24 protein-coding genes and 1 tRNA gene are annotated in these 23,188 nt (G+C 43.3%); 24 read left to right on the forward strand and 1 reads right to left on the reverse strand.

Features of this window, described 5'->3' with window-relative positions; genetic code table 11:
• Positions 1-102 precede the first annotated feature (102 nt).
• The 18 genes from HLI_RS16515 (at position 103) to HLI_RS16600 (ending at position 17,326) form a co-directional block, all read left to right on the forward strand.
• The gene (locus tag HLI_RS16515) at positions 103-495 is read left to right on the forward strand and encodes a MerR family transcriptional regulator (protein WP_241655874.1); all 393 of its coding nucleotides are present in this window, start codon (positions 103-105) and stop codon (positions 493-495) included.
• Positions 492-2,009 (forward strand): class I adenylate-forming enzyme family protein, encoded by a 1,518-nt coding sequence (locus tag HLI_RS16520; RefSeq protein WP_128526015.1) that lies wholly within the window; start codon positions 492-494, stop codon positions 2,007-2,009. Before HLI_RS16515 ends, HLI_RS16520 begins: the two co-directional genes overlap by 4 nt.
• A 10-nt stretch (positions 2,010-2,019) precedes the next feature.
• The gene (locus HLI_RS16525) at positions 2,020-3,681 is read left to right on the forward strand and encodes an acyl-CoA dehydrogenase family protein (RefSeq protein WP_128526016.1); all 1,662 of its coding nucleotides are present in this window, start codon (positions 2,020-2,022) and stop codon (positions 3,679-3,681) included.
• 482 nt (positions 3,682-4,163) lie between these two features.
• On the forward strand, positions 4,164-5,348 hold the full coding sequence (locus HLI_RS16530) for an ATP phosphoribosyltransferase regulatory subunit (protein ID WP_128526017.1): 1,185 nt from the start codon (positions 4,164-4,166) through the stop codon (positions 5,346-5,348).
• Complete coding sequence (gene hisG / locus HLI_RS16535; protein ID WP_128526018.1) at positions 5,341-5,979, forward strand: ATP phosphoribosyltransferase; 639 nt, start codon at positions 5,341-5,343, stop codon at positions 5,977-5,979. Before HLI_RS16530 ends, hisG begins: the two co-directional genes overlap by 8 nt.
• The gene (hisD, locus tag HLI_RS16540; RefSeq protein ID WP_128526019.1) at positions 5,976-7,250 is read left to right on the forward strand and encodes a histidinol dehydrogenase; all 1,275 of its coding nucleotides are present in this window, start codon (positions 5,976-5,978) and stop codon (positions 7,248-7,250) included. Before hisG ends, hisD begins: the two co-directional genes overlap by 4 nt.
• On the forward strand, positions 7,247-7,840 hold the full coding sequence (hisB, locus tag HLI_RS16545; protein WP_128526020.1) for an imidazoleglycerol-phosphate dehydratase HisB: 594 nt from the start codon (positions 7,247-7,249) through the stop codon (positions 7,838-7,840). Before hisD ends, hisB begins: the two co-directional genes overlap by 4 nt.
• Entirely contained in the window at positions 7,840-8,469 is a 630-nt protein-coding gene (gene hisH, locus HLI_RS16550) for an imidazole glycerol phosphate synthase subunit HisH (protein ID WP_128526021.1), read from the forward strand. Before hisB ends, hisH begins: the two co-directional genes overlap by 1 nt.
• Before the next feature lie 13 nt (positions 8,470-8,482).
• Positions 8,483-9,214 carry a 1-(5-phosphoribosyl)-5-[(5-phosphoribosylamino)methylideneamino]imidazole-4-carboxamide isomerase gene (hisA, locus tag HLI_RS16555; RefSeq protein WP_128526022.1) on the forward strand — a complete coding sequence of 244 codons (732 nt, stop codon included), beginning with the start codon at positions 8,483-8,485 and terminating at the stop codon, positions 9,212-9,214.
• Positions 9,214-9,972 (forward strand): imidazole glycerol phosphate synthase subunit HisF, encoded by a 759-nt coding sequence (hisF, locus tag HLI_RS16560; RefSeq protein WP_128526023.1) that lies wholly within the window; start codon positions 9,214-9,216, stop codon positions 9,970-9,972. Before hisA ends, hisF begins: the two co-directional genes overlap by 1 nt.
• Positions 9,969-10,592 (forward strand): bifunctional phosphoribosyl-AMP cyclohydrolase/phosphoribosyl-ATP diphosphatase HisIE, encoded by a 624-nt coding sequence (gene hisIE, locus HLI_RS16565; protein WP_128526024.1) that lies wholly within the window; start codon positions 9,969-9,971, stop codon positions 10,590-10,592. The genes hisF and hisIE overlap by 4 nt, the downstream gene beginning before the upstream one ends.
• Positions 10,593-10,680: 88 nt before the next feature.
• On the forward strand, positions 10,681-11,697 hold the full coding sequence (locus HLI_RS16570) for a tetratricopeptide repeat protein (RefSeq protein ID WP_128526025.1): 1,017 nt from the start codon (positions 10,681-10,683) through the stop codon (positions 11,695-11,697).
• A gap of 489 nt (positions 11,698-12,186) precedes the next feature.
• Positions 12,187-13,137 carry a thioredoxin-disulfide reductase gene (gene trxB / locus HLI_RS16575; protein WP_128526026.1) on the forward strand — a complete coding sequence of 317 codons (951 nt, stop codon included), beginning with the start codon at positions 12,187-12,189 and terminating at the stop codon, positions 13,135-13,137.
• 484 nt (positions 13,138-13,621) lie between these two features.
• Positions 13,622-14,089, forward strand: a complete 468-nt coding sequence (locus tag HLI_RS16580; RefSeq protein ID WP_128526027.1) for an 8-oxo-dGTP diphosphatase — start codon at positions 13,622-13,624, stop codon at positions 14,087-14,089.
• 16 nt (positions 14,090-14,105) lie between these two features.
• Positions 14,106-14,990, forward strand: coding sequence for an RNase adapter RapZ (rapZ, locus tag HLI_RS16585; RefSeq protein ID WP_128526028.1), 885 nt, complete (start codon positions 14,106-14,108; stop codon positions 14,988-14,990).
• A 3-nt stretch (positions 14,991-14,993) separates the two neighbouring features.
• Positions 14,994-15,947, forward strand: coding sequence for a gluconeogenesis factor YvcK family protein (locus HLI_RS16590; RefSeq protein WP_128526029.1), 954 nt, complete (start codon positions 14,994-14,996; stop codon positions 15,945-15,947).
• Between the two features lie 34 nt (positions 15,948-15,981).
• The gene (gene whiA / locus HLI_RS16595; RefSeq protein WP_128526030.1) at positions 15,982-16,938 is read left to right on the forward strand and encodes a DNA-binding protein WhiA; all 957 of its coding nucleotides are present in this window, start codon (positions 15,982-15,984) and stop codon (positions 16,936-16,938) included.
• Positions 16,939-17,071: 133 nt separating this feature from the next.
• The gene (locus HLI_RS16600) at positions 17,072-17,326 is read left to right on the forward strand and encodes an HPr family phosphocarrier protein (RefSeq protein ID WP_128526031.1); all 255 of its coding nucleotides are present in this window, start codon (positions 17,072-17,074) and stop codon (positions 17,324-17,326) included.
• A gap of 123 nt (positions 17,327-17,449) precedes the next feature.
• Here the strand turns inward: HLI_RS16600 and clpP are convergent, their stop codons facing one another.
• Positions 17,450-18,040, reverse strand: coding sequence for an ATP-dependent Clp endopeptidase proteolytic subunit ClpP (gene clpP, locus HLI_RS16605; protein WP_128526032.1), 591 nt, complete (start codon positions 18,038-18,040; stop codon positions 17,450-17,452).
• Positions 18,041-18,423: 383 nt separating this feature from the next.
• Here clpP and HLI_RS16610 point away from each other — a divergent pair.
• The 6 genes from HLI_RS16610 to HLI_RS16635 all read left to right on the forward strand — a co-directional run bounded on the left by HLI_RS16610 (position 18,424) and on the right by HLI_RS16635 (position 23,177).
• Positions 18,424-18,499 (forward strand) — tRNA-Arg (locus HLI_RS16610).
• A gap of 264 nt (positions 18,500-18,763) precedes the next feature.
• A complete protein-coding gene (locus HLI_RS16615) occupies positions 18,764-18,988 on the forward strand; it encodes a hypothetical protein (protein WP_128526033.1) in 225 nt (74 codons plus the stop codon).
• A 382-nt stretch (positions 18,989-19,370) separates the two neighbouring features.
• A complete protein-coding gene (locus HLI_RS16620) occupies positions 19,371-19,592 on the forward strand; it encodes a glutaredoxin family protein (protein WP_241655875.1) in 222 nt (73 codons plus the stop codon).
• Between the two features lie 150 nt (positions 19,593-19,742).
• Entirely contained in the window at positions 19,743-20,771 is a 1,029-nt protein-coding gene (locus HLI_RS16625) for a sugar-binding transcriptional regulator (protein ID WP_128526035.1), read from the forward strand.
• A 36-nt stretch (positions 20,772-20,807) separates the two neighbouring features.
• Complete coding sequence (gene gap, locus HLI_RS16630; RefSeq protein WP_128526036.1) at positions 20,808-21,815, forward strand: type I glyceraldehyde-3-phosphate dehydrogenase; 1,008 nt, start codon at positions 20,808-20,810, stop codon at positions 21,813-21,815.
• 180 nt (positions 21,816-21,995) lie between these two features.
• Positions 21,996-23,177, forward strand: coding sequence for a phosphoglycerate kinase (locus tag HLI_RS16635; RefSeq protein ID WP_128526037.1), 1,182 nt, complete (start codon positions 21,996-21,998; stop codon positions 23,175-23,177).
• The last annotated feature ends 11 nt before the right edge of the window (positions 23,178-23,188 follow it).

The following is a 23,188-nucleotide window of genomic DNA, read 5'->3' on the forward strand; positions in this document are numbered from 1 at the left end:
TATGAATGAATGGAATTTTCCAATATTTTATAGTTGAACTTTACGTTAACGTAAATGGTATAGTTTAATTGTTAGAATATTCGTTCAATGCGAGGGAATCTGGTGACACATTCTTTTACAATCCAACAAGTGGCAGATCAATTTCAGGTGACACAGCGAACCATCCGGTATTATGAGGAGCTTGGTTTGATTCATCCTGAGCGTACCTCTGCTGGTCGACGTTCATTTTCGTCAAAAGACCTGACTCGGCTAGGTCTGGTTTTTCGCGGTAAAATATATGGGTTTCATCTGGATGAAATCAAAGAGATGATTCACCTATTCGATCAGGATCCTTCAGGAGTCAGACAGCTTGAGCGCACATTGAGCTATGGAAAAGACAAAATGAGGGAGGTAGATGTACGTATCCGGGAGTTGGAGCACTTGAAGGCTGAAATGAAACAATGGTTGATGAAATTCGAAGAAGAATTAGAAGAACGGAGAGGAGATGCGCCATGAATCTTTCTGAACTGTTAGCTTATCAATCCCGAAAGTATCCGGAAAAAGAGGGAATCGTCACCCTTGAAGAACGACTGACTTATCGAGAATGGAATGACAAGGTCAATCAGTTTGCAAGAGCGTTGAGTCGCTTAGGTGTCCAAGCTGGTGAAAAGGTGATCATCCATATGCCGAATACGAAAGAATTTGTGATCAGTTATTTCGCTGTCCATCGTTTAGGTGCGATTGCGGTTCCAGTTAATGCAAGACTAGTAGCTAATGAAGTATCTTATATTTATGACCATAGTGATGCGACGGTATTTTTGACTCATGATCTTTTGTTTGACCAAGGGAGCCAGCTGGCTGCTGAAAAATACGGAACGTTCGTTAAAACAGGAGCTCCGAAGCAGCCATGGCACTCTTTCTCAGAGATTTTGGAAAAAGAAGTAGCAACAGAGCTGGTCAATGATGCCCATGAAGACGAAGAAGCCTCAATTTTGTACACATCTGGAACGACCGGTGATCCTAAAGGGGTCGTTTTCACGCACAAAAACATTTTGACTGTTTCTTCTATGATGGCAGTAGAACTGGAAATGAAACCATCTAGCCGGATGCTTCACATCATGCCGCTGTGTCATTCCGCACCGTTGCACTTGTTTTTAGCAGGAGGAACATTTGTCGGAGCTACCCACATCCTTGCTCCTACATTCACTCCTGATTTAATGCTCGACCTTGTAGCTAAAGAAAGGGTGTCACACTTTTTCGGTGCACCTGTCGCTTACTTGATGGCAGCTAAACATCCGAAAGTGACAGAAACGGACTTAAGCTGGGTGAAATATTGGACATACGGTGGGGCTCCCCTATCGAAAACAGAAGTAGAGTTTGTAAGGGAACAATTTAATACAGATAGTCTTTGCTGTTTATATGGCCTGACGGAAGCAGGGCCAAGTGGCACCTTGCTACTTCCTGAGGAACATGATGAGAAGGCAGGAAGTGTGGGGAAACGTGCCGCCCTCCATTGTGAATTCTGCGTTATTGATGAGCAAGGCAGTGAGGTGGTGTCAGGTCGCACAGGTGAAATCGCCCTTAAAGGGGAAGGGATCATGAAAAGCTATTATAAGGATGAGAAAAGGACAGAGGACACGTTCATGGGTGACTGGCTTTTGACTGGCGATATGGGGCTGGTGGATGAGGACGGTTATCTTTGGGTGATCGACAGGAAAAAAGACATGGTCATATCGGGCGGTGTCAATGTTTACCCGCGCGAAATCGAAACAGCGCTGTTACAACACCCTCATATTGAAGACGCTGCTGTAATTGGCGTTCCTCATCCAGATTGGGGCGAAACGGTTAAAGCCTTTGTCATTCAAAATGGACAAATTTCAGATATTGAAAAAGAATGTCGCTCCTATTTAGAGACACAATTGGCAGATTATAAGATTCCCAAGCTTTACGAGGAACTGGATGAACTTCCTCGAAATGCGACAGGGAAGCTTTTGAAACATCATTTGCGGAATCAAGCCCGTCAAGTATAGGAGGAGAAGTATGAACTTTTACGTAAGAGATCAGAACCTTCAAGAGCTCCTTAAGGATAAATGGAATGCACCATTCGCTGAATGGGCAGATTCAAAACTCTCTCAATTCGGAGCGAAGTGTGCGAGTGACATTGATGAACGGGCTGCACACACAGATCGTGAAGGTCAGCCCAGATTGATCAAATATGACAAAATGGGTGATGACATTTCCGAAGTCTGGCTGAATGAGGGGTATAAGCAAACGATAAAAGAGACCTATGGCGCCGGAATTGTCGGCTATCTTCATAAAGAAATTCCAGAATTAGGCCGAAAAGGGGATTATACGTATTCTTTCGCTCAAGGTTATCTGCTGTCTCAAGCAGAGCCTGGTTTCTATTGCCCGGTGACGCTGACGATGGCGACAGCTTACTTGATCGACCATTATGCGAGTGAAGAACTAAAAGAAGCGTTCCTTCCTCACGTTCTATCAACTGGAGAGGTAGAGCTCTTTGAAGGGGCTACTTTTTTAACAGAACGACAAGGTGGTTCTGATGTAGGAGCTAATGAAGTGAAAGCTGTGTACGAAAACGGTCACCATCGCTTGTATGGAGAGAAGTATTTCGCCAGTAATGCGGGGGCTTGCGGTGTCGCTATGGTACTGGCAAGAAAAGAAGGTGCTCCTGAAGGGACCAAGGGGCTCAGTCTTTTTCTAGTGCCATGGAGGAATAAAGATGAAAGTTTGAACGGCATCCAGATCCGCCGCTTGAAAGACAAACTGGGCGTCCGGGCCGTTCCTTCAGCAGAAGTTGAGTTTCACGGTGCGAAGGCTTACCTCGTTGGAGAAGCAGATCGCGGATTTTATTACATGATGGAAGCATTGAATTTATCCAGGGTATGTAATGCAGTCGCATCGATCGGTATCATGAGGCGCTCGTTGAATGAAGCGGTCGATTATGCAGCAAAAAGGAATGCTTTTGGAAAAGCGCTGATTCAATATCCGATGGTGAAAGATACGCTGGTGAAAATGACGGTCAAACAGGAAGTGGAAACACGGGTGGTCTTCGATTTAGTCGATCATTTTGAGCAGGTGGCACGGTCCCCGGACCAAGCGACTTCATCTGAGCAAGTCTTGAACAGGCTGCGAATTGCGATCATGAAAAAAGAAACAGCCGAACAAGCGGTGAATTTCACTCATGAAGCCATTGAATTGCATGGAGGAAACGGTTATATCGAAGACTTCGTTACCCCAAGGTTACTTAGGGATGCACAAGTTCTGACTGTGTGGGAGGGAACAGCAAACATCCTCGGGTTAGAGGTGCTGCGCCTTTTGAACAAATTCCAGGCTCATGATCTTTTTACAAATAGCATGATGGAAAGACTTGATCGTGTGAATATCTTGAGTGAAGAGGTATCACTGGTTGTGAAGGCTCTCCATGAATTTACGTCTTACGCTCAAGACGTCTTGGCGATGACTCAAGATGCCCAAACTTATTATAGTAAAACCCTGGCAGAAAAGATGACAAAGATTTATGAAGCGACAGTTGCTTTAGAAATGGGAGGCAAAGGGGACAGGAATCAAAAAGTGGCAGAACTGTTTGTGAGGCAATTGTTTACAGAAGAAGCTCCTTCAGAAAAGCCGCTCGCTCTTTCTTATGCGGACGATATATTAAATGAAAGCAAGGTGACAACGTAAATATGTGAAAGAAGCTGGGACAAAAGAATTTTTTCGCTGGAAAACCTGAATGAATCCGTTCGGGTTTTCTTTATGAATCAAATAATGCATACGCCGCTCCGGCAACATACTTCGCTTTCCGCGAGCACTGCCCCAGCCTCCTCGGAAAGGAAAGACCGCTTTCTTCCGGGGGCTTCCCTCGTGCTGTTCCCGCAGAAGTCTACGGATCTTGCCTACGCTCCATTTGATCATTCTACCCTATTGGCCATCTTTTCCAGTGGCAGTTATCGTTTTGTCCCAACCTTTTTATATTATTTAATGGAAAATCAGGCTGCTTCCTTTTGCCCCGTTTCGCAAATACCAAAGATTTAGAATGCCCGCTCGCGGTTTCTGCTATGATAAAGAGGGGAATAAAAGATAGAGATTCGATGATTGACGCCACTTCTTTATTTTGTTAGCATATTAGCATACTAAAGGATTTTGTTGTGAAAGGATGGGTATCATTGGTTAAACGGTTGATGTTCGAAAAACCATTGGGAATGCGAGACACGCTTCCTTTTTTTTATAAACAAAAATCAAAAGCACGGAGAAAATTATCAAATGCCATTCTCTCTTACGGGTACTCATTTATGGATACCCCTATTATGGAGTATCACGAAACGGTAGGGAAAGTGAGTGCGACGATGGATCAGCAATTATTCAAGTTGTTGGACCAGCAAGGCCACACACTTGTTTTGAGGCCTGACATGACGGCACCGATTGCACGAGTCGCAGCTTCCCAACTGAAGAACTCTGAATTTCCATTGCGTCTTGCCTATGACGGTCCTGTATTCCGGGCTCAGCAGACGGAAGGTGGGAAACCGGCTCAGTTTGAACAAGTAGGTACCGAGTTGATCGGTGACCATTCTTCGTATGGAGATGCTGAAGTCATTGCTCTCCTGGTTGAATCATTGAAACAGACAGGATTAGACGACTTTGTCATTACTGTCGGTCATATCGGATACGTTAAAGCCTTTTTTAATGAATGGCTCGGGGATGATCAAGGTACAATCGATACATTGTTGAATCACTTATATCGCAAGAACTACGTCGGTTACCGCGAAACCGTCAAAAGCCTTGCTGTCAGTGAGGATAAACAAGAAACTTTGCTGCAATTACTCACCCTTAAAGGGGGCACAGAGGTCTTTGATTCCAGTCGATCTCTTGCTCGTAACCAATCGTGCATGCAGGCCGTGAATGAATTGAAGCAGCTTTTTCGTTTGTTGCAGCAATACGACGTGGAGAAATATGTTTATTTTGATTTGAATTTGATCAGCCACATGGATTATTATACAGGGGTTCTTTTTGAAGGGTATGCTCCTCATATCGGCGCGCTTCTTTGCAATGGAGGTCGTTACGATACATTGCTCCCATCCTTCCAGTTGAATACATCAGCGACTGGGTTTGCGATTCATTTGGAGCGTCTTGTCGAAGCGTTGCATGAACAAGAAGATGAAGAAAGACGAATCGGAATCATTGTGGATGATGATAGTTATACCAAAGGGATTGCAGAATCCAAAAGCAAACGTCAAGAAGGCTACGCTGTTCTGCTTCAGCATGTAGATCAAATTCCTGATGTCCAAGCTTTTCAGCAAGCGTTGGCGGAAACCATCGATTTCACGAAAAGTGGGGGTGCAAGCAATGAGTAAACCTTTGACGATCGCCATGCCGAAGGGACGCATTTACGAAGAGGCTGCTGAACTCATGAAGCAGGCGGGCTATGACTTAGGAGCTGATTTAGAAGAATCAAGAAAGTTGATTTTAGAGTTTCCTGAACAGAACATCCGGGTCATGATGGCAAAGCCGATGGATGTCGTCACTTATGTGGAGTATGGAGCCGCTGACCTTGGAATTGCTGGAAAAGATGTCCTGCTTGAACAGGACCGTGACGTTTATGAAGTGCTCGATTTGAAAATCAGCCCGTGTTATGTCGCAGTCGCAGGTTTACCGGGACAGCCACTCAGCCGGATTGCTCCCAAGATCGCTACCAAATATCCCAGAGTAGCTTCAGACTATTTCAGGGAACAAGGGGAGCAAATCGAAATCATCCCACTTAACGGTTCGATTGAGCTGGCGCCATTGATCGGATTGGCTGATCGTATTGTCGATATCGTTTCAACGGGACGTACACTGAAGGAAAATGGATTAGTCGAATATGAAAAAATTACAGAAATCACTTCTCGTTTAATCGTCAATCCAGTCAGTTACCGCATGAAAAGCAAAGAGATCGAACAGATGGTAACAAACTTGAGCGCTGTTATGGAGGGGAATCGCCGATGAAAATCATTTCTAAATCGGACCTTGTGTCTTTGAAGCGTAGTGTAGATCAAGGAACGGAAGCACAACGGAAATCTGTGCAGAGTATCATTGAGCAGGTCAAACTGCACGGCGATCGTGCTGTGAAAGAATATACAGAGCGTTTTGATAAAACGGCACTCGATTCCCTCCAGGTAACGAGAGAAGAATTTGAGAAAGCTTATGAAGCTATGGACGGAGAGTTTGTTGAAATTTTGCAGGAAGCTGCAGATAATATCCGTACTTTCCACGAAAAACAAATCTCGCATTCATGGTTTGATACTTCCATTGACGGTACGATTTTAGGCCAAAAAATCACACCGCTGGATGCCGTTGGAGTTTATGTGCCTGGGGGGACGGCCACTTATCCATCCTCTGTGTTTATGAATGTAATTCCTGCTCAAGTGGCTGGAGTGGAAAAAATCGTAATGGTCACGCCTCCGGGAGAAGACGGAAAAATACCAGACGGTGTCCTGCTTGCTGCCCATATTTTAGGTGTGGAAAATGTGTATAAAGTTGGAGGAGCCCAAGCAATTGCTGCACTTGCCTATGGTACGGAAACGATTTCTGCTGTCGATAAGATCACAGGACCAGGGAATGTTTTTGTCGCTCTTGCAAAACGCGAAGTTTTCGGGGATGTGGATATAGACATGATTGCTGGACCGAGTGAGATCACTGTCCTGGCAGATGACACGGCCCTAGCGCCGGAAATTGCTGCAGATCTACTGTCCCAAGCAGAGCACGATGCCCGTTCGTCCAGTGTCCTTGTTACAGCCAGCGAGGATTTGGCTGAGAAAGTACAAACAGAAGTACATCACCAGCTAGAGGACCTTCCGAGGGCAGATATTGCCAGACAAAGTGTGGAAGACTATGGGATGATTATCGTTTGTGACACATGGGACGAAGCAATTGAGACGGTCAACGACATTGCACCAGAACATTTAGAAATCATAACGTCTGACCCTTTCCAACACTTAGGGAAAATCAAGCATGCAGGGGCCATCTTCTTAGGACCCTACAGCAGTGAGCCTGTCGGCGATTATTTTGCTGGACCGAATCATGTCCTTCCGACAAACGGAACGGCGCGTTTTTCCAGCCCTTTGACTGTTGATGATTTTGTGAAAAAATCGAGTGTCATCTCTTACAGTCGTGAAGCATTGCAAACGAATGCAGATAAAATAGCACGGTTCGCCCGCCTGGAAGGCTTGGAAGCACACGCACGAGCAGTAGAATCGAGAAAGGAGCGCTGGAAATGACAGAAACAAGATCAGCGATTATTGAACGAAAGACAAGAGAAACGAACATTCATCTGGATTTTTCCATTGACGGAGAAGGGAAAGCCGAGTTGGATGTACAGGTTCCTTTCCTTGCTCATATGCTTGAGCTATTTACAAAACATGGCCTGTTCAATCTTACTGTTTCAGGTCAAGGAGATGTGGAAGTCGACGATCATCACCTGACAGAAGATATAGGAATTTGTCTTGGGCAGGCATTGCGAGAAGCAGCCGGAGATAAACATGGGATGAAGCGGTACGGCTCCATGACATTGCCTATGGACGAAACCCTTGTGACGGTTGCTGTTGACTTGAGTGACCGCCCACACCTTGAATGGAGAGCAGAATTACCGAAAGACCGCGTCGGCACTTTCGATACGGAAAATGTTCATGAATTTTTCTGGAAACTGGCTGTTGAAGCCCGTATGAACTTACATATCGTACTTCATCATGGCCAAAACACTCACCATATCATTGAGGCGATGTTCAAAGCACTGGCACGTGCTCTGGATGAAGCGACCACCATCGACCCGCGGGTAAAAGGAGTGCCGAGTACGAAAGGAAGTTTATAATGATAGGAATCATAGATTACGGAATGGGGAATTTGTTCAGTGTTTCTAAAGCATTAGAAAGGTTGGAAGTTGATTATGTACTCGGGAACCGTCCAGCCGATCTCGCAAACTGTGATGGTTACATTCTTCCCGGCGTCGGCGCTTTTCCTGATGCCATGAAAGCTCTGGAGGCCCATGGATTCATTCCTTTCATCAAAGAAAAGGTGGAAAATGGTGTACCTTTGTATGGCATCTGTTTGGGAATGCAGCTTTTATTCGATTTGAGTCATGAAGGTGGAGAAACAGAAGGGCTTGGTCTATTAAAAGGCGAAATCACACGTTTTTCCGGGATGGATGAAGAGGGGAGTTCCTATAAGGTTCCTCATATGGGATGGAACCAGCTGAACATACACCAGCCTGGACAGCCTCTACTTAAAGAAGTCAAAGAGGATCACGTCTACTTTGTCCATTCTTTTGTCGTGCAAACGAAAGACCCTTCCATATTATATGCAACGTCGGATTATCATGTAGAAGTTCCTGCGATTATCGGGAAAGGAAATTTGGTCGCCAGTCAATTTCACCCAGAAAAGAGTGGAAGAGCTGGCATGCAATTATTAGAAAATTTTTGTAAAGTATTGTGTAAAAAGTGAGGAGTATTCAGTGATGACCTTTACGATCTATCCAGCCATAGATATGCGAAATGGGAAATGTGTACGACTGGAACAAGGCGATTTCAATAAGGAAACAGTGTATGGAGACAATCCTTTTGAAGTGGCAGAAAAATTTGCGGACACGGGGGCGAAGTGGATCCATATGGTCGACCTTGATGGGGCGAAGCAAGGATCCAGACAAAATGCTGAACATGTGTTGAGAGTTGCTGAAGAGCTTGACTGCCGAGTACAAATTGGTGGAGGCATTCGTTCAGAAGCGGATGTCCTTTACTACTTAGAACGTGGAGTGGATCGTGTGATTATCGGTTCGCTTGCTGTAAGTGATACTGAAACAACGAAAGAACTGCTGGCTGAATATGGGGATCGAATCGCTATAGGGTTAGATGCACGAGACGGATATGTGTCTACTGCTGGATGGATTGAACAATCCCATATCAAAGCTGCAGAGCTTGGATCAGAATTGGCAGACGCCGGAGCGGAAACTTTCATTTATACGGATATCGCCAAAGATGGAATGCTTTCAGGACCCAATACAAAAGAAATCGTCCGCTTAGCTGAAACGACTGGCGTTGATGTCATCGCTTCCGGAGGAATTAAGGGACTGAATGATTTAGTAGAGTTGAAGCAGTTCAGCAACCGCCATGTCATTGGCTCCATAGTCGGAAAAGCACTTTATACCAATCAGTTCACATTAAAAGAAGCGCTCGATGTGGAGGTGGAGTGATGCTATCAAAAAGAATCATCCCATGCTTGGATGTAAAAGAAGGACGAGTCGTCAAAGGGATTCAATTTGTGGACATCCGTGATGCCGGAGATCCTGTCGAACTTGCTAAAGTCTATGATCAGCAGGGTGCGGATGAACTTGTTTTTCTCGATATTTCTGCGAGTCATGAAGGAAAGAAAACGATGATCGATGTCGTCCGCTCTGTAGCTTCTGAGCTGGCTATCCCTTTTACTGTGGGTGGAGGTATTCGCACACTTGAAGATATCAAAGAAACACTGCGGCATGGAGCGGACAAGGTCTCCCTCAATTCTTCAGCTGTGCAAACGCCCGCGCTCATTGCTGAAGGAGCCGATTATTTCGGCAGTCAATGTATCGTAGTGGCCATTGATGCCAGATATGATGAAGAAATACAAAACTGGCGCGTCTACACCCATGGAGGACGCACTCCAACCAAATGGTCAGTGACAGATTGGGCGAAAGAAGCGGTACGTTTAGGGGCAGGAGAAATTCTCCTCACTTCAATGAATCAAGACGGGGAGAAAACAGGCTTCGATTTACCACTGTTACAAGCCGTGCAGGAAGTCATCAATGTTCCTGTCATCGCATCTGGTGGCGCTGGCTCAAGTGAGCATTTTTACGAAGTTTTTACCGAAGTGGATGCAGATGCTGCCCTTGCAGCTTCGATTTTTCATTATAAAGAAACCTCAGTGGATAATGTGAAAGCATATCTGAAGGAAAAAGGAGTGCCTGTAAGATGAATATAGATGGAATTAAATTTGATGAGCAGGGCTTAGTGCCGGCAATTGTTCAAGATGCCCGCTCTAAATCTGTCCTGACTTTGGCATATATGAGTGAAGAATCCCTAAGAAAGACATTGCAACTGGAAGAAACGGTTTTTTACAGCCGTTCCCGTCAGGAGTTATGGCATAAAGGAGAAACATCCGGGAACACCCAGAAGGTGACGGGTATTCATTATGACTGTGACCAGGATGCGTTGCTTGTTCAAGTGGTTCCTTCAGGCCCCGCATGTCATAAAGGAGACTACAGTTGCTTTACAGAGTCGCTTACCGTTACGGAAAATAAACAAAAAGAAAATCGGTATGAGATTCTTGACCAGCTTCAGGATGTTTTGGCAGAGAGAAAATCGACTTTACCAAAGGACTCCTACACTTCTAAACTTTTCCAGGAAGGTGTGGACCGCATTGCCAAAAAAATCGGCGAAGAAGCGGGGGAAGTGATCATTGCTGCTAAAAATGATGACCCTGAAGAATTGGCCCTGGAGTCCGCTGATTTATTGTTCCATCTGCTTATGATTTTGACGGATCGTGGAGTGCCTTTCGATGACGCTCTTCGTGTTTTAGAGAAGAGACATTCTTAATGAATTACATTTTTCTCCTATTTCTCGAAGCTCATCTATGTTATACTGCATAATTAGTGAGATTTGAAACGGAAATAGGGGGGCACTCATGACAACATCACTAAATGGAACGGCAGCACAAGAGGATACGAACATCATCCCATTTTTACCTTCAGGAACTTTTTACTTTACACATGGGATTCAGGCTTTTCAAAAGCGTCGTTTCAGTGCTGCTGTCAAGTGGTTGAAGAAAGCGATCGAAGCCTCTCCCGATGAGCCATTATACCAATGCCAACTTTCTGTAGTGTACACGGAAGTTGGTTCTTATCATGCCGCAAATCAGGTACTTACCGAGGTATTAGCGAACTTTGGTAAGGAATATGTAGATTGCTATTATTTGATGGCGAACAATTATGCTCACCTGGGCTTGCTTAATGATGCAAAAAAATATGTAGAAACATATTTGGAGCAACCTGGTGATGGTGAGTTTGAAGAAGCTGCAAAACAGTTGATGGAAATGCTTGATTCTCTTGAGGAAGACGATGATGAAGATGAGTGGGCCTTTGATGATGAAGACGAACTCCTTATCTATCAAGAGACAGCATTTTACCATTTGGAACAAGAAGAATGGGATGAAGCGCTCGATGTTCTTCGTGAAATGATGGAGCTTTTTCCGGATTTTAAAATGGCCAAACATAAATATGCTTCTGCTTTATTCATGAACGGTGACAAAGAAGAAGCTATTCAATTAGAGATGGATCAACTGGAAGAAGAGCCCTGGAACATCCACAGTCATGTGAATTTAGCCACTTTTTTATTGGAAAAGAGGATGTCGGATCAAGCCCTTGTTCACATTGAACGACTCCGTAATGTATTTCCAATGCATGATCAGCAGAAACTAGCGGTAGCAGAGACTTTGGCAAGAGGTGGCTTTTATAAGGAAGCAGTGGATCGATTCCGCTCGCTTCGGAATAAACAGGTCACTTGCCGCCGAGTCTACTACAAATGGTACAGTATCGCTGTTTATCATACTGGAAACCCTTCGAAAGCTTTACAACTTTGGGAAAAAGGATGCAGGCAGTATCCGAAGATGGGCCAAGAAGGTGGACCTTGGAAAGAGGAATAAGAGCTGGAAAGCGCCATTTATCAAGCTATTCCTCACATTCAGTGAGGTCATAAGACAATCGTTTCCGTGAAGGAACAACACTTCACTACAACGCTTGTTTTATGCTTGTCGAGGCTGAACGAGGCACTTCCACTTTTCTTTTTTTTGGTGTCCAGTTCCGAGGGCCAGCCCTTCGCGACATAAGCAAACCATTTTCGTGGAGAAAAAACTCCACTACAATGGTTTGCTTATGCGTGTCAGGGCTCCCAGCCCCTCTCCACATTTCGCTTAATGTCTAGTTACAGTGCCTAGCCTCTCGAGGTCATAAGACAATCGTTTCCGTGAAGGAAGTGCACTTCACTGCAACGCTCGTCTTATGCTTGTCGAGGCTGAACAAGGCACTTCCACTTTTCTTTCAAGCACATTAATGGACGGTTTTCGTATGATTTACTATGATATGTACAGGAAAAAGCAACTGAGATTATTGGAATATCAAGGAGTTGATAACGGATGAGTGAAGAACGTATTTATGATGTGATCATTGCAGGTGCTGGTCCTGCTGGGATGACTGCTGCTGTTTACACTTCTCGTGCTAACTTGGATACACTCATGATTGAACGTGGGGTGCCTGGTGGCCAGATGGCAAACACAGAAGATGTTGAGAACTATCCTGGTTTTGAGAGTATTCTAGGACCGGACCTTTCTAATAAAATGTTCGAGCATGCGAAAAAATTCGGTGCTGAATATGCGTATGGAGATATAAAAGAGATCATTGACGGAAAAGAATATAAGACAGTCAGAGCTGGAAATAAAGAATATAAAGCTAGAGCTGTCATCATTACAACTGGTGCTCAATATAAGGAACTGGGTGTTCAAGGCGAGAAAGAACTTGGTGGCCGTGGAGTCTCTTATTGTGCCGTATGTGATGGGGCTTTCTTCCGTAATAAAGAATTAGTTGTCGTTGGTGGTGGCGACTCTGCAGTTGAAGAAGGGGTTTACCTGACACGTTTTGCCAGCAAAGTGACAATCGTCCATCGTCGTGACGAACTGCGTGCTCAGAAAATCTTGCAGGATCGTGCTTTTGATAATGAAAAAATCGATTTCATTTGGGATACTGTCGTCAAAACCATCAACGAGAAAGATGGGAAAGTTGGAAGTGTGACACTTCACAACAAAAAAACGGATGAAGAATATGATTTCGACACAAATGGAACTTTCATTTATATCGGCATGAATCCGTTGAGCGAACCCTTTGTAAGTCTTGGTATCACGAATGAGCAAGGCTATATCGAAACAGATGAAAACATGGAAACGAAAGTACCTGGCGTGTTCGCAGCTGGAGATATCCGTGAAAAAGAACTGCGCCAAATCGTCACCGCTACTGGTGATGGAAGTATCGCAGCGCAATCCTCACAGCACTATATTGAGAATCTTTTAGAGGAATTGAAAGTCGTCAATTAAAAGATACAGCTTCTTAATCCAGGTGTAATGCCTGTGAAATATTCACCTGTTAAGATGGAATTATAATTGACCCCCTTTTAATAGATATAAATCTCTATGAGGCACAGGTGCTTGTCACCTGTGCTTTTTTTTGGTCGGAATATGAAAAACAGTCGTGGTATCTTGTTGTTCTACATACCATCTCCAGCTAAAAGTCCCTCCCCCCACATGATGGCGGCATCGTTCGGCTTCACAAGGAGGCGACAAGGGGCTTGCTTTTTTGTTCGTGGGGGACTTTTAATCGTTTTGATCAGGGCGACAAAGTCTGATCAGGAAATTCCCACACTGACATCCCTATTACTTTAAGATAGACTTATTCCAATGGTAATTATGCTTTTATGATGGCCTCTATATATAGAAGTCATCATATCATTGTGGCGTTCTGTGTATTCATTGTATAATGAGGGGAGATGCCCTCTAGAAAGAAATTGAGGTGACAGAATAGATGCAACGTGTAGCAAATTGTATATTACGAGTGAATGAACACGTATTAATGTTGAAAAAACCACGACGAGGCTGGTACGTAGCTCCTGGTGGGAAAATGGAACCAGGAGAAAACATAAAAGACTCAGTCAGCCGCGAATTCAAAGAGGAAACTGGTCTTTCCATCCAGAATCCTGAATTGAAGGGTTCCTTCACATTCATCATGCGTGAGGAAGAGCAGACAGCGCAAGAATGGATGATGTTCACGTTTTACAGTACAGCCTATTCTGGGGAATTGCTGGAAGTGAGTGACGAAGGGGAATTAGAGTGGGTCCCTGTAGATGAAGTTCTCAAAAAACCGATGGCGGAGGGTGATCGGGAAATTTTCAAGCACATCCTGAGTAGTGACGAGCAAGTATATGGGACATTTGTATATACGACGGACTTCCGATTGATCGATCAAGATTTGGACCCGTCACGACCTGAGTAGTGAGGAGCGATTGAAGATGCAAGTTGATGCCAACGAAACTCAATTAGTAATTATTACTGGGATGTCAGGAGCAGGGAAAACCGTGGCTGTTCAGAGTTTTGAAGATCTCGGTTTTTTTTGTGTCGATAACCTGCCACCTGCTTTGCTTCCGAAATTCCTGGAGCTGATGAAAGATTCCACCAATAATATTCAAAATGTCGCATTAGTGATGGATTTACGAGGGAGAGAGTTTTTTGATGCCTTGTTCGACTCTTTGGATCGACTAGGAAAAGAAGATTGGATACAAGAACATATTCTCTTTTTGGATGCAGAAGATCAATCATTGGTTTCGCGCTACAAAGAAACAAGACGGTCTCACCCATTAGCTAAAGAAGGGCTTCCTCTTGATGGGATCCGCAGGGAGCGCAAAATGCTTGATGAACTAAAGGGACGCTCGCAAACGATTATTGACACGACTACACTAAAACCTAAAGAACTCCGTGAGCGTATCATCGAAAATTACCGTCAAAAAGAACAACAAGTATTTTCTGTACAAATGGTTTCTTTCGGTTTCAAGTATGGAGTGCCGATCGATGCGGATCTCATGTTCGATGTACGTTTCCTGCCTAATCCTCATTATGTGGAACATATGCGCCCGTTGACAGGATTGAATACGGAAGTTTCTTCGTACGTATTCAAATGGTCAGATACCCAAAAGTTTCTTGAAAAGCTGAAGGATCTCCTTCAATTTATGCTTCCTCAATATAAGCGAGAAGGAAAGAGCCAACTCGTCGTAGCAATCGGTTGTACGGGCGGGCAGCACCGATCTGTCGCTTTAGCAGAACACTTATCAGAATATTTTTCAACAGACTATGTCACACACGTGACTCATAGAGATATAGACAAAAGAAAGGGTTTGTAACGGATGGATAATGGGACCAAGCCAAATGTCGTTGTCGTAGGTGGCGGTACCGGTATGCCTGTACTTCTGCGTGGCCTCAAGAATTTACCGATCGATCTATCAGCAATTGTTACGGTAGCTGACGATGGTGGAAGCTCAGGCCGTTTGCGGAATGAAATGGAGATTCCTGCTCCAGGTGACATACGGAATGTCGTGGCCGCATTGTCAGATGCAGAACCGATGTTGTTGGAATTGTTTCAACATCGTTTTGCCAATGGTAATGGTTTGTCCGGACATTCGATGGGAAACTTATTGCTTGCTGCTATGGCCTCGATGACGGGGGATTTTTATAAGGGAATCAAAGAAATTTCCCGCGTTTTGAATGTGCGTGGTCATATCTATCCGATTGCTAACCATTCCATGAGTCTCCATGCAGAAATGGAAGATGGGACGATCGTGACAGGGGAATCCAGTATTCCTAAGCAGAATAAAAAAATCAAAAAAGTATTTGTAAGTCCGACACCCATCCAGCCCTTGCCGGAAGCGGTTGAAGCCATTAAAGCGGCTGACTTGATCGTGATTTCCCCCGGGAGTCTATATACAAGTATTCTCCCGAACATCATCATACCTGAAATCGGTCAAGCCCTTATGGAAACAAAAGCGAAAGTCACTTATATATGTAATGTTATGACACAGGAAGGGGAAACCTCAGGATATACGGCAGCAGACCATATTCAAGCTCTGTATGACCATATCGGCGAAGGTGTCCTCCAATCAGTGATCGTGCATAACCAACCGATTGACCAGGGAGTTAGAAAGGCATACGCAGAAGAAAACGCAGAGCCTGTCATTTATGATATTGACCGGATCAGGTCGATGGGATTAAAAGTAATAGAAGAAGATATCATAGACCGAAGTAAGTCTATGTTACGTCATGACACCGATAAACTCGCCCGCCTATTGTATTCTATGTTGTGAGTGGGTATTCGGTGGTAAAAGGGGGTGGACATCCATGTCATTTGCATCTGAAATCAAAAAAGAATTGACCAATGTCGAAGCAGATACTTGCTGTATGGAATCTGAACTAGCTGCACTCGTTAGGATGAACGGAACCTTTTCCTTATCAAATCGTGAGTACATTCTAGATGTCCAGACAGAAAATGCTGCGATTGCCAGAAGGATTTATACGTTAACAAAAAAATTGTATCCATATCCAGTAGAATTGCTGGTCAGGAAAAAAATGCGTTTAAAGAAAAACAATGTCTATATCGTAAGGATGACCGAAAAGGCGAAAGTGGTGTTGGAAGATCTGGGGATTCTTAAGGGACCACTTTCGATAAACCCCGATATTCCAGGTAAATACCTCAATGATACATGTTGTAAACGTGCTTATCTAAGAGGAGCGTTTTTAGCAGGTGGATCGGTCAACAATCCAGAAACTTCGTCTTATCATCTGGAGATTTATTCTTCTGATGAGGAACACAACGAGGCGTTGTGCGAACTTATGAACCGCTTCGGTCTGCACGCTCGGACATTAGATAGAAAGAAAGGTTATATAACCTACTTGAAAGAGGCAGACAAGATTACAGAATTAATCAGCAATATCGGTGCACACCAGGCACTGTTCAAGTTTGAGGACGTCCGCATTGTAAGGGATATGCGCAATTCTGTTAATCGTTTGGTGAATTGTGAAACTGCTAACCTAAATAAGACAATCGGCGCTGCTTTCCGGCAAGTGGAGAACATCAAATTCATAAAGCGTACTGTCGGTCTGGAGGCTTTGCCTGATAAACTTCAGGAAATAGCCGCGCTAAGGTTACAGCATCAGGAAGTTTCTTTGAAAGAACTTGGTGAGTTTGTTTCTGGAGGCACGATCAGTAAATCCGGCATCAATCATCGCTTAAGGAAGATTGATGAGTTTGCTGATAAAGTGAGAAGAGGCGAAGTGATTGAAAACACAAGAAATTAATGTTTCTTTCACTGATTCATGCTATAATTAACTACAATTATAAACGCTTTCATTGTTAGAAAGCGTTCTTTTCCTTATAAGATTGAATCCGCTTTCAAAAAACGATAGATATAGCTAGAGAGGAGAATGACTGGTGATTGAAAGTACTGTAAAAATTGAGTTGGAAACAGGGCTACAAGCAAGACCTGCTGCGCAGTTTGTGCAAGAGGCGAATAAATTCGCGGCAGACATATTTATTGAAAAAGAAGAAAAGCGAGTGAATGCTAAAAGTATTATGGGGCTGATGAGCCTGGCTGTTGGTACAGATGAGGATATCAAACTGATTGCAGACGGTTCAGATGAGGAAGAAGCCATTCGTGTTTTGTCTGCTTTCGTGCAGGAAACGTAACGTTATGTATGTGAACTAATGAACGTTCTCGATTAAGGGAACGTTCTCATAAGAGAGAAAAACCGCTGTGAATAATCACAGCGGTTTTCTGTAGTATTGCTTAAGAGAGATAGAGAAAATATCTTATTTATCAGATGTTTTCTCCATAACTTTATCGATCAAGCCATAATCTACTGCTTCGTGAGCTGACATGAAGTTGTCACGATCAGTATCGCGCTCAATGACTTCCATAGGTTGACCAGTACGCTCAGCAAGAATCTTGTTCAGTTTCTCGCGCATTTTGATAATTCTTTTAGCATGAATTTCAATATCTGAAGCCTGACCTTGAGTACCGCCAAGTGGTTGGTGAATCATTACTTCACTGTTTGGAAGAGCATAACGTTTTCCGGGTTCTCCGGCGTTAAGCAAGAATGCACCCATGGAAGCTGCCATACCTGTACAGATAGTAGATACGTTCGGTTTGATGAATTGCATTGTATCATAGATGGCCATACCAGCAGTTATGGACCCACCTGGTGAGTTGATATATAATGAGATATCTTTATCTGGGTCGTCAGCTGCCAGGAAAAGCAATTGAGCGACAACAGAGTTGGAGATGTTATCATCGATTGGGCTTCCGAGCATAATAATCCGATCTTTAAGTAAGCGGGAATAAATGTCGTAAGCGCGCTCTCCGCGATTCGTTTGTTCAATAACTGTAGGGACTAAATTCATTTTAAGTTCCTCCTTATCATCAAATTAATATGATGGAATACATTTATCATACAATTAAGGTCAATGAAGGTCAAACAAAAACATTCGACCTTTTTTCGACTTAATAGGAATTAAAAAAGAACAAATCTTGGGTATATCTCGATATGTAAAGTCAAGTGATGTTCCAGTGATTTTTCTTTTGTTAAGTTTCCTTCTAACATCATACCCTAATAATTTTCAGATAAACGTGTAACGTGTTTTATAGCTACTTAAAGTGAATAAGAATTTTCAAGACCGTTCAATATATATGCTTTCATTAATATAGAAGAACCCCCTGGAATTCATATAAAAAGGGTTGCGTTTTTCAATGAATATAATTATAATATTAAATGCATGTCACTTTTGCGCCCGTAGCTCAGTTGGATAGAGCGGTAGATTCCGGTTCTACGTCAGTCGGAGGTTCGAATCCTCTCGGGCGCGCTGAAATTGTCGAAAAAGGTCTTCTTTTATAGGAAGACCTTTTTTTATGTCGAAAATCACATTATGTTTTTTCAGTATAATATAAGTGGGAAAAGCAGTTGCATAAATGTTATCTAGAAATACATTACACAAGTATCACACAAAAATTACACTAAGATGTCTTTTTCTTTTGTTATCTCGATGTAGTTTCTAATACCCTTTTCTTATGTTATTATTATTTTATGCAATAAAAGACTTTTCGCTTTGAACAGAAAAGGGGTATTTATGACAAACCTAATCCGTTACAAACTGTTGTCAACTGAGGAAATTTCTGAAGACAGACGGATCCACGTGTTCGACATGCAGCAACAACAAAAATTGTCATTTAATTATGAGTCGTTGAAGAGAACACCTGAGAACTATGCATGCGGAGAGTTAGCGGATTTCTTACAAAAAAGAAAACTGAAAATTGATAATGGTTTTTATGATGATAAAGGACATGCCTCTTAGAGCGTGTCCTTTTTTGTTCAATCATATATAATAGGACTTGATTAGTACAGCATCAGTTACATGAGCCCCCATCGCGGACTGATTATTTATGGTGGTTCGGGGGAAGGTACCGTATAACAAAGCCCTCCCTTCGGCGAAAGAAGCTCTACTAAAGGATCACCAGAATGGTTGTCGATGACGTATCTAATTGTAATGATTATTAACTTGAATTTAACACAGTGGTGGAAAAGACCCTTTATCGAGCTTTAAACACCGGACCTTTTCTGCCCATAAACTCTCCTGAAATATCGGAATCGATCTCCCGAATACGTACGGGACGCTCAACAGGGTTTAACATAGGTTAAACAGATTAATAAGAACAGCTTAATGGAGTGTGATTGTTGTGTCAGAAGTTATCTTGTATACCAGAAATAAATGCCCTCTGTGCGAAGAGGTAAGGAACCTTATTACCTTATTCAATGTGGATGTTATCGAAATCGACATTGAAACAGATCCCGTTCTCCTGGAGAATTACATGTTTGAGGTACCTGTCTTAAAGATTGACAATTATGAATTGGATTATAGGTCTATCGACTACTTTGAGCTGGAAAAGCGTTTACAATAAAAAACGTAATGGTTTCCGCTTGCGTGTAGAGACCCCCACTGTTAATATAAAAATTGAAATGAGATATTTTTTTGCTCCGAGCGGGACATAATATGACTAGCTGGGACGTAATACATCCCGGGTGGAACCATTTCAAGAAGGAGCTTTTCCATGAGAGCGTTCATCGACTTACAAAAAAAATTATTCCCCGATGTCTTGGACGTTATTCAACGACGTTATCAGCTGCTGTATTACATTCAGATCATGCAGCCTGTAGGGCGTAGAGCTCTGGCAGAGAACGTTGAATTAGCGGAGCGCACTGTCCGTAGCGAGGTAGATTTTTTGAATAAGCAAGGGGCTGTCGAGATTACGTCCAGAGGTATGCATTTAAGCTATGAAGGGCAGAACATTCTCGAACAGCTAGCCGAGTTTATCAAGGAATCTACTGGGATTAAGGTTTTAGAACAGCAATTAAAGGATAAATTAAACTTAGACTATGTCGTTGTTGTTCCAGGTAATAGTGATGAGCTCGATTGGGTAAAACAAGAGATGGGAAAAGCTTCTGTCCAATATTTGAAAACGCATATGAGTCCGAATGAGGCGATCGCCATTACTGGTGGTACGACCATGGCTTCGGTAGCACAAATGATGACTCCGCTCAATGGAGCTGATCAATGTTTATTTGTACCTGCACGTGGAGGCTTGGGTGAGAGAGTAGAAAACCAGGCTAATACGATTTGTGCAGAAATGGCAAAGAAAGCAAAAGGTGATTATCGTCTTCTTTATGTACCTGATCCTTTAAGTGAGGAATCTTATCAAACCATCAAAGAAGAGCCTTCTATTAAGGAAGTGCTTGATATCATCCGCCATGCAGAAATCGTCATCCATGGCGTAGGGGACGCATTGACGATGGCAGAGCGCAGAAAAACCTCTTCAGAACAACTGGAATTAATCAGAAAGCATGAAGCTGTTGGCGAGGCTTTCGGTTATTATTTCAACAATAGAGGTGAAATCGTTCACAAGGTTCGCACCGTTGGTCTTCAACTGGAAGACTTGCAGCATGCAAAACATGTCATTGCTGTTGCTGGTGGTCGCTCTAAAGCACAAGCCATCGCATCTTATTTCCAACCAGGACAAAGTAATGTCCTGATCACCGATGAAGGTGCTGCACAAGAGTTAATAAGGGAGTTATCCCTTTAAATAAAATGATTTTTATCATCCAAGGAGGAATTTTGCATGACAGTAAGAATTGGTATTAATGGTTTTGGACGTATCGGACGTAACGTTTTCCGTGCTTCATTGAAAAATGACGATGTAGAGGTAGTAGCGGTTAACGACTTGACTGATGCGAACATGCTTGCACACTTGCTGCAATATGATACTGTTCACGGTACTCTTTCTGAAGAGGTTACGACTAACGGTGACAACCTGATCGTAGGTGGAAAAGAAATCAAAGTGCTTTCTGAAAAAGATCCAGCTCAACTTGGCTGGGGAGATCTTGGTGTAGATATCGTAATCGAATCTACAGGCCGCTTCACTCAACGTGAAGATGCTAAGAAACACTTGGATGCAGGTGCTAAGAAAGTTATCATCTCTGCTCCAGCTAAACAAGAAGATCTTACAATCGTAATGGGCGTTAACGAAGACCAGTACGACAAAGATTCTCACCACGTTATCTCTAACGCTTCTTGTACGACGAACTGCTTGGCGCCGTATGCGAAGATTCTTGATGAGAAATTCGGTCTTAAGCGCGGTATGATGACTACAGTTCACTCTTACACGAACGACCAGCAAATTCTTGATCTTCCACATAAGGATTACCGTCGTGCTCGTGCAGCTGCTCAAAACATCATCCCGACAACTACTGGTGCTGCACAAGCTGTTGCAAAAGTTCTTCCACAACTTGATGGTAAACTTAGCGGTATGGCTATGCGTGTTCCGACAGCAAACGTTTCTATCGTAGACTTCGTTGCTGAATTGGATAAAAATGTTACTTCTGAGGAAGTGAATGAAGCACTTAAAGCAGAAGCAGAAGGCAAACTTAAAGGAATTCTAGGTTATAGCGATGAGCCACTTGTTTCAACTGACTACAATGGCAACACGCACTCTTCTGTAATCGATGGCCTTTCTACACTTACTCTAGAAAACAACATGGTTAAAGTTGTTTCTTGGTATGACAATGAATTCGGTTACTCCAGCCGTTGTGTAGACCTAGCCGTTTACCTTAAAAACCAAGGCTTGTAATATCTGAGCCATATTTGAAAATACTATGAAAATGATGGAAAGGAGGGGGTCTCATGTCCTCCTCCTTTATCCATGTTTTTTCGGTTCCTGCTTATCGGCGTTTTCATAGTTGGTATACGTGGAAACGTACATATGGGGCAGGCGATGAACCTGACCACAAACCAAGGAGGTTGTCATTCTATGAATAAGAAAACAATCCGTGATGTTGAAGTGAATGGACAAACGGTCTTCTGCCGTGTCGACTTCAACGTACCGATGAGCGGTGGAGAAGTGACAGACGACACCAGAATCAAAGCTGCTCTCCCGACAATCAAGCACTTGACTGGGAACGGAGCCAAAGTCATTCTTGCAAGTCACCTTGGACGTCCGAAAGGGGAAGTCGTTGAAGAACTTCGTCTTGATTCAGTGGCGAACCGCCTGAGCGACCTTTTAGGTCAAACAGTAACGAAAACGGATGAAGTATACGGAGATGAAGTGAACCAGGCTATTTCTGAAATGGGAAATGGCGATGTACTTCTTATTGAAAATGTCCGCTTCAATCCAGGTGAAGAAAAGAATGATGCAGACCTTGCGAAAGCATTCGCAGATATGGCAGACCTCTATGTAAATGACGCTTTTGGTGCTGCTCACCGTGCCCACGCTTCTACAGCTGGTGTAGCTGAACATATCCCTGCTGTAGCTGGTTTCCTAATGGAAAAAGAAATCAATGTATTAGGAAAAGCACTTTCCAACCCAGAGCGCCCATTCACAGCAATTATCGGTGGTGCGAAAGTCAAAGATAAAATCGGGGTCATCGACAACCTGATTGATAAAGTCGATCACTTGATCATTGGTGGAGGACTTGCCTACACGTTTGTGAAAGCACAAGGTCACGAAATCGGTAAATCTCTATTAGAAGAAGATAAAATTGACTTGGCAAAAGAGTATATGAAGAAAGCAGAAGCCAAAGGTGTCCATTTCCATATGCCTGAGGATGTTATTGTAGCAGATGACTTTTCTGATTCTGCCAATAAACATGAGGTAGCGATTGACAGCATTCCTGCTGATTGGGAAGCATTGGACATTGGTCCGAAAACAAGAGAGAAATATGCGGATATCATCAAAGAATCCAAGTTGGTCATTTGGAATGGACCAATGGGTGTATTTGAACTTGAATCTTTTGCTAACGGAACTAAAGCGGTGGCAAACGCTCTTTCTGAAACAGATGGCTATACAGTCATCGGTGGAGGAGATTCGGCAGCGGCTGTAGAGAAGTTCGGTTACGCAAATGATATGGATCACGTATCCACAGGTGGTGGCGCATCCCTTGAATTCATGGAAGGTAAAGAACTTCCTGGTGTGGCACTACTGAACGATAAATAAATAAGGAGAGG

Source organism: Halobacillus litoralis (genome assembly GCF_004101865.1).
GTDB lineage: Bacteria > Bacillota > Bacilli > Bacillales > Halobacillaceae > Halobacillus > Halobacillus litoralis_A.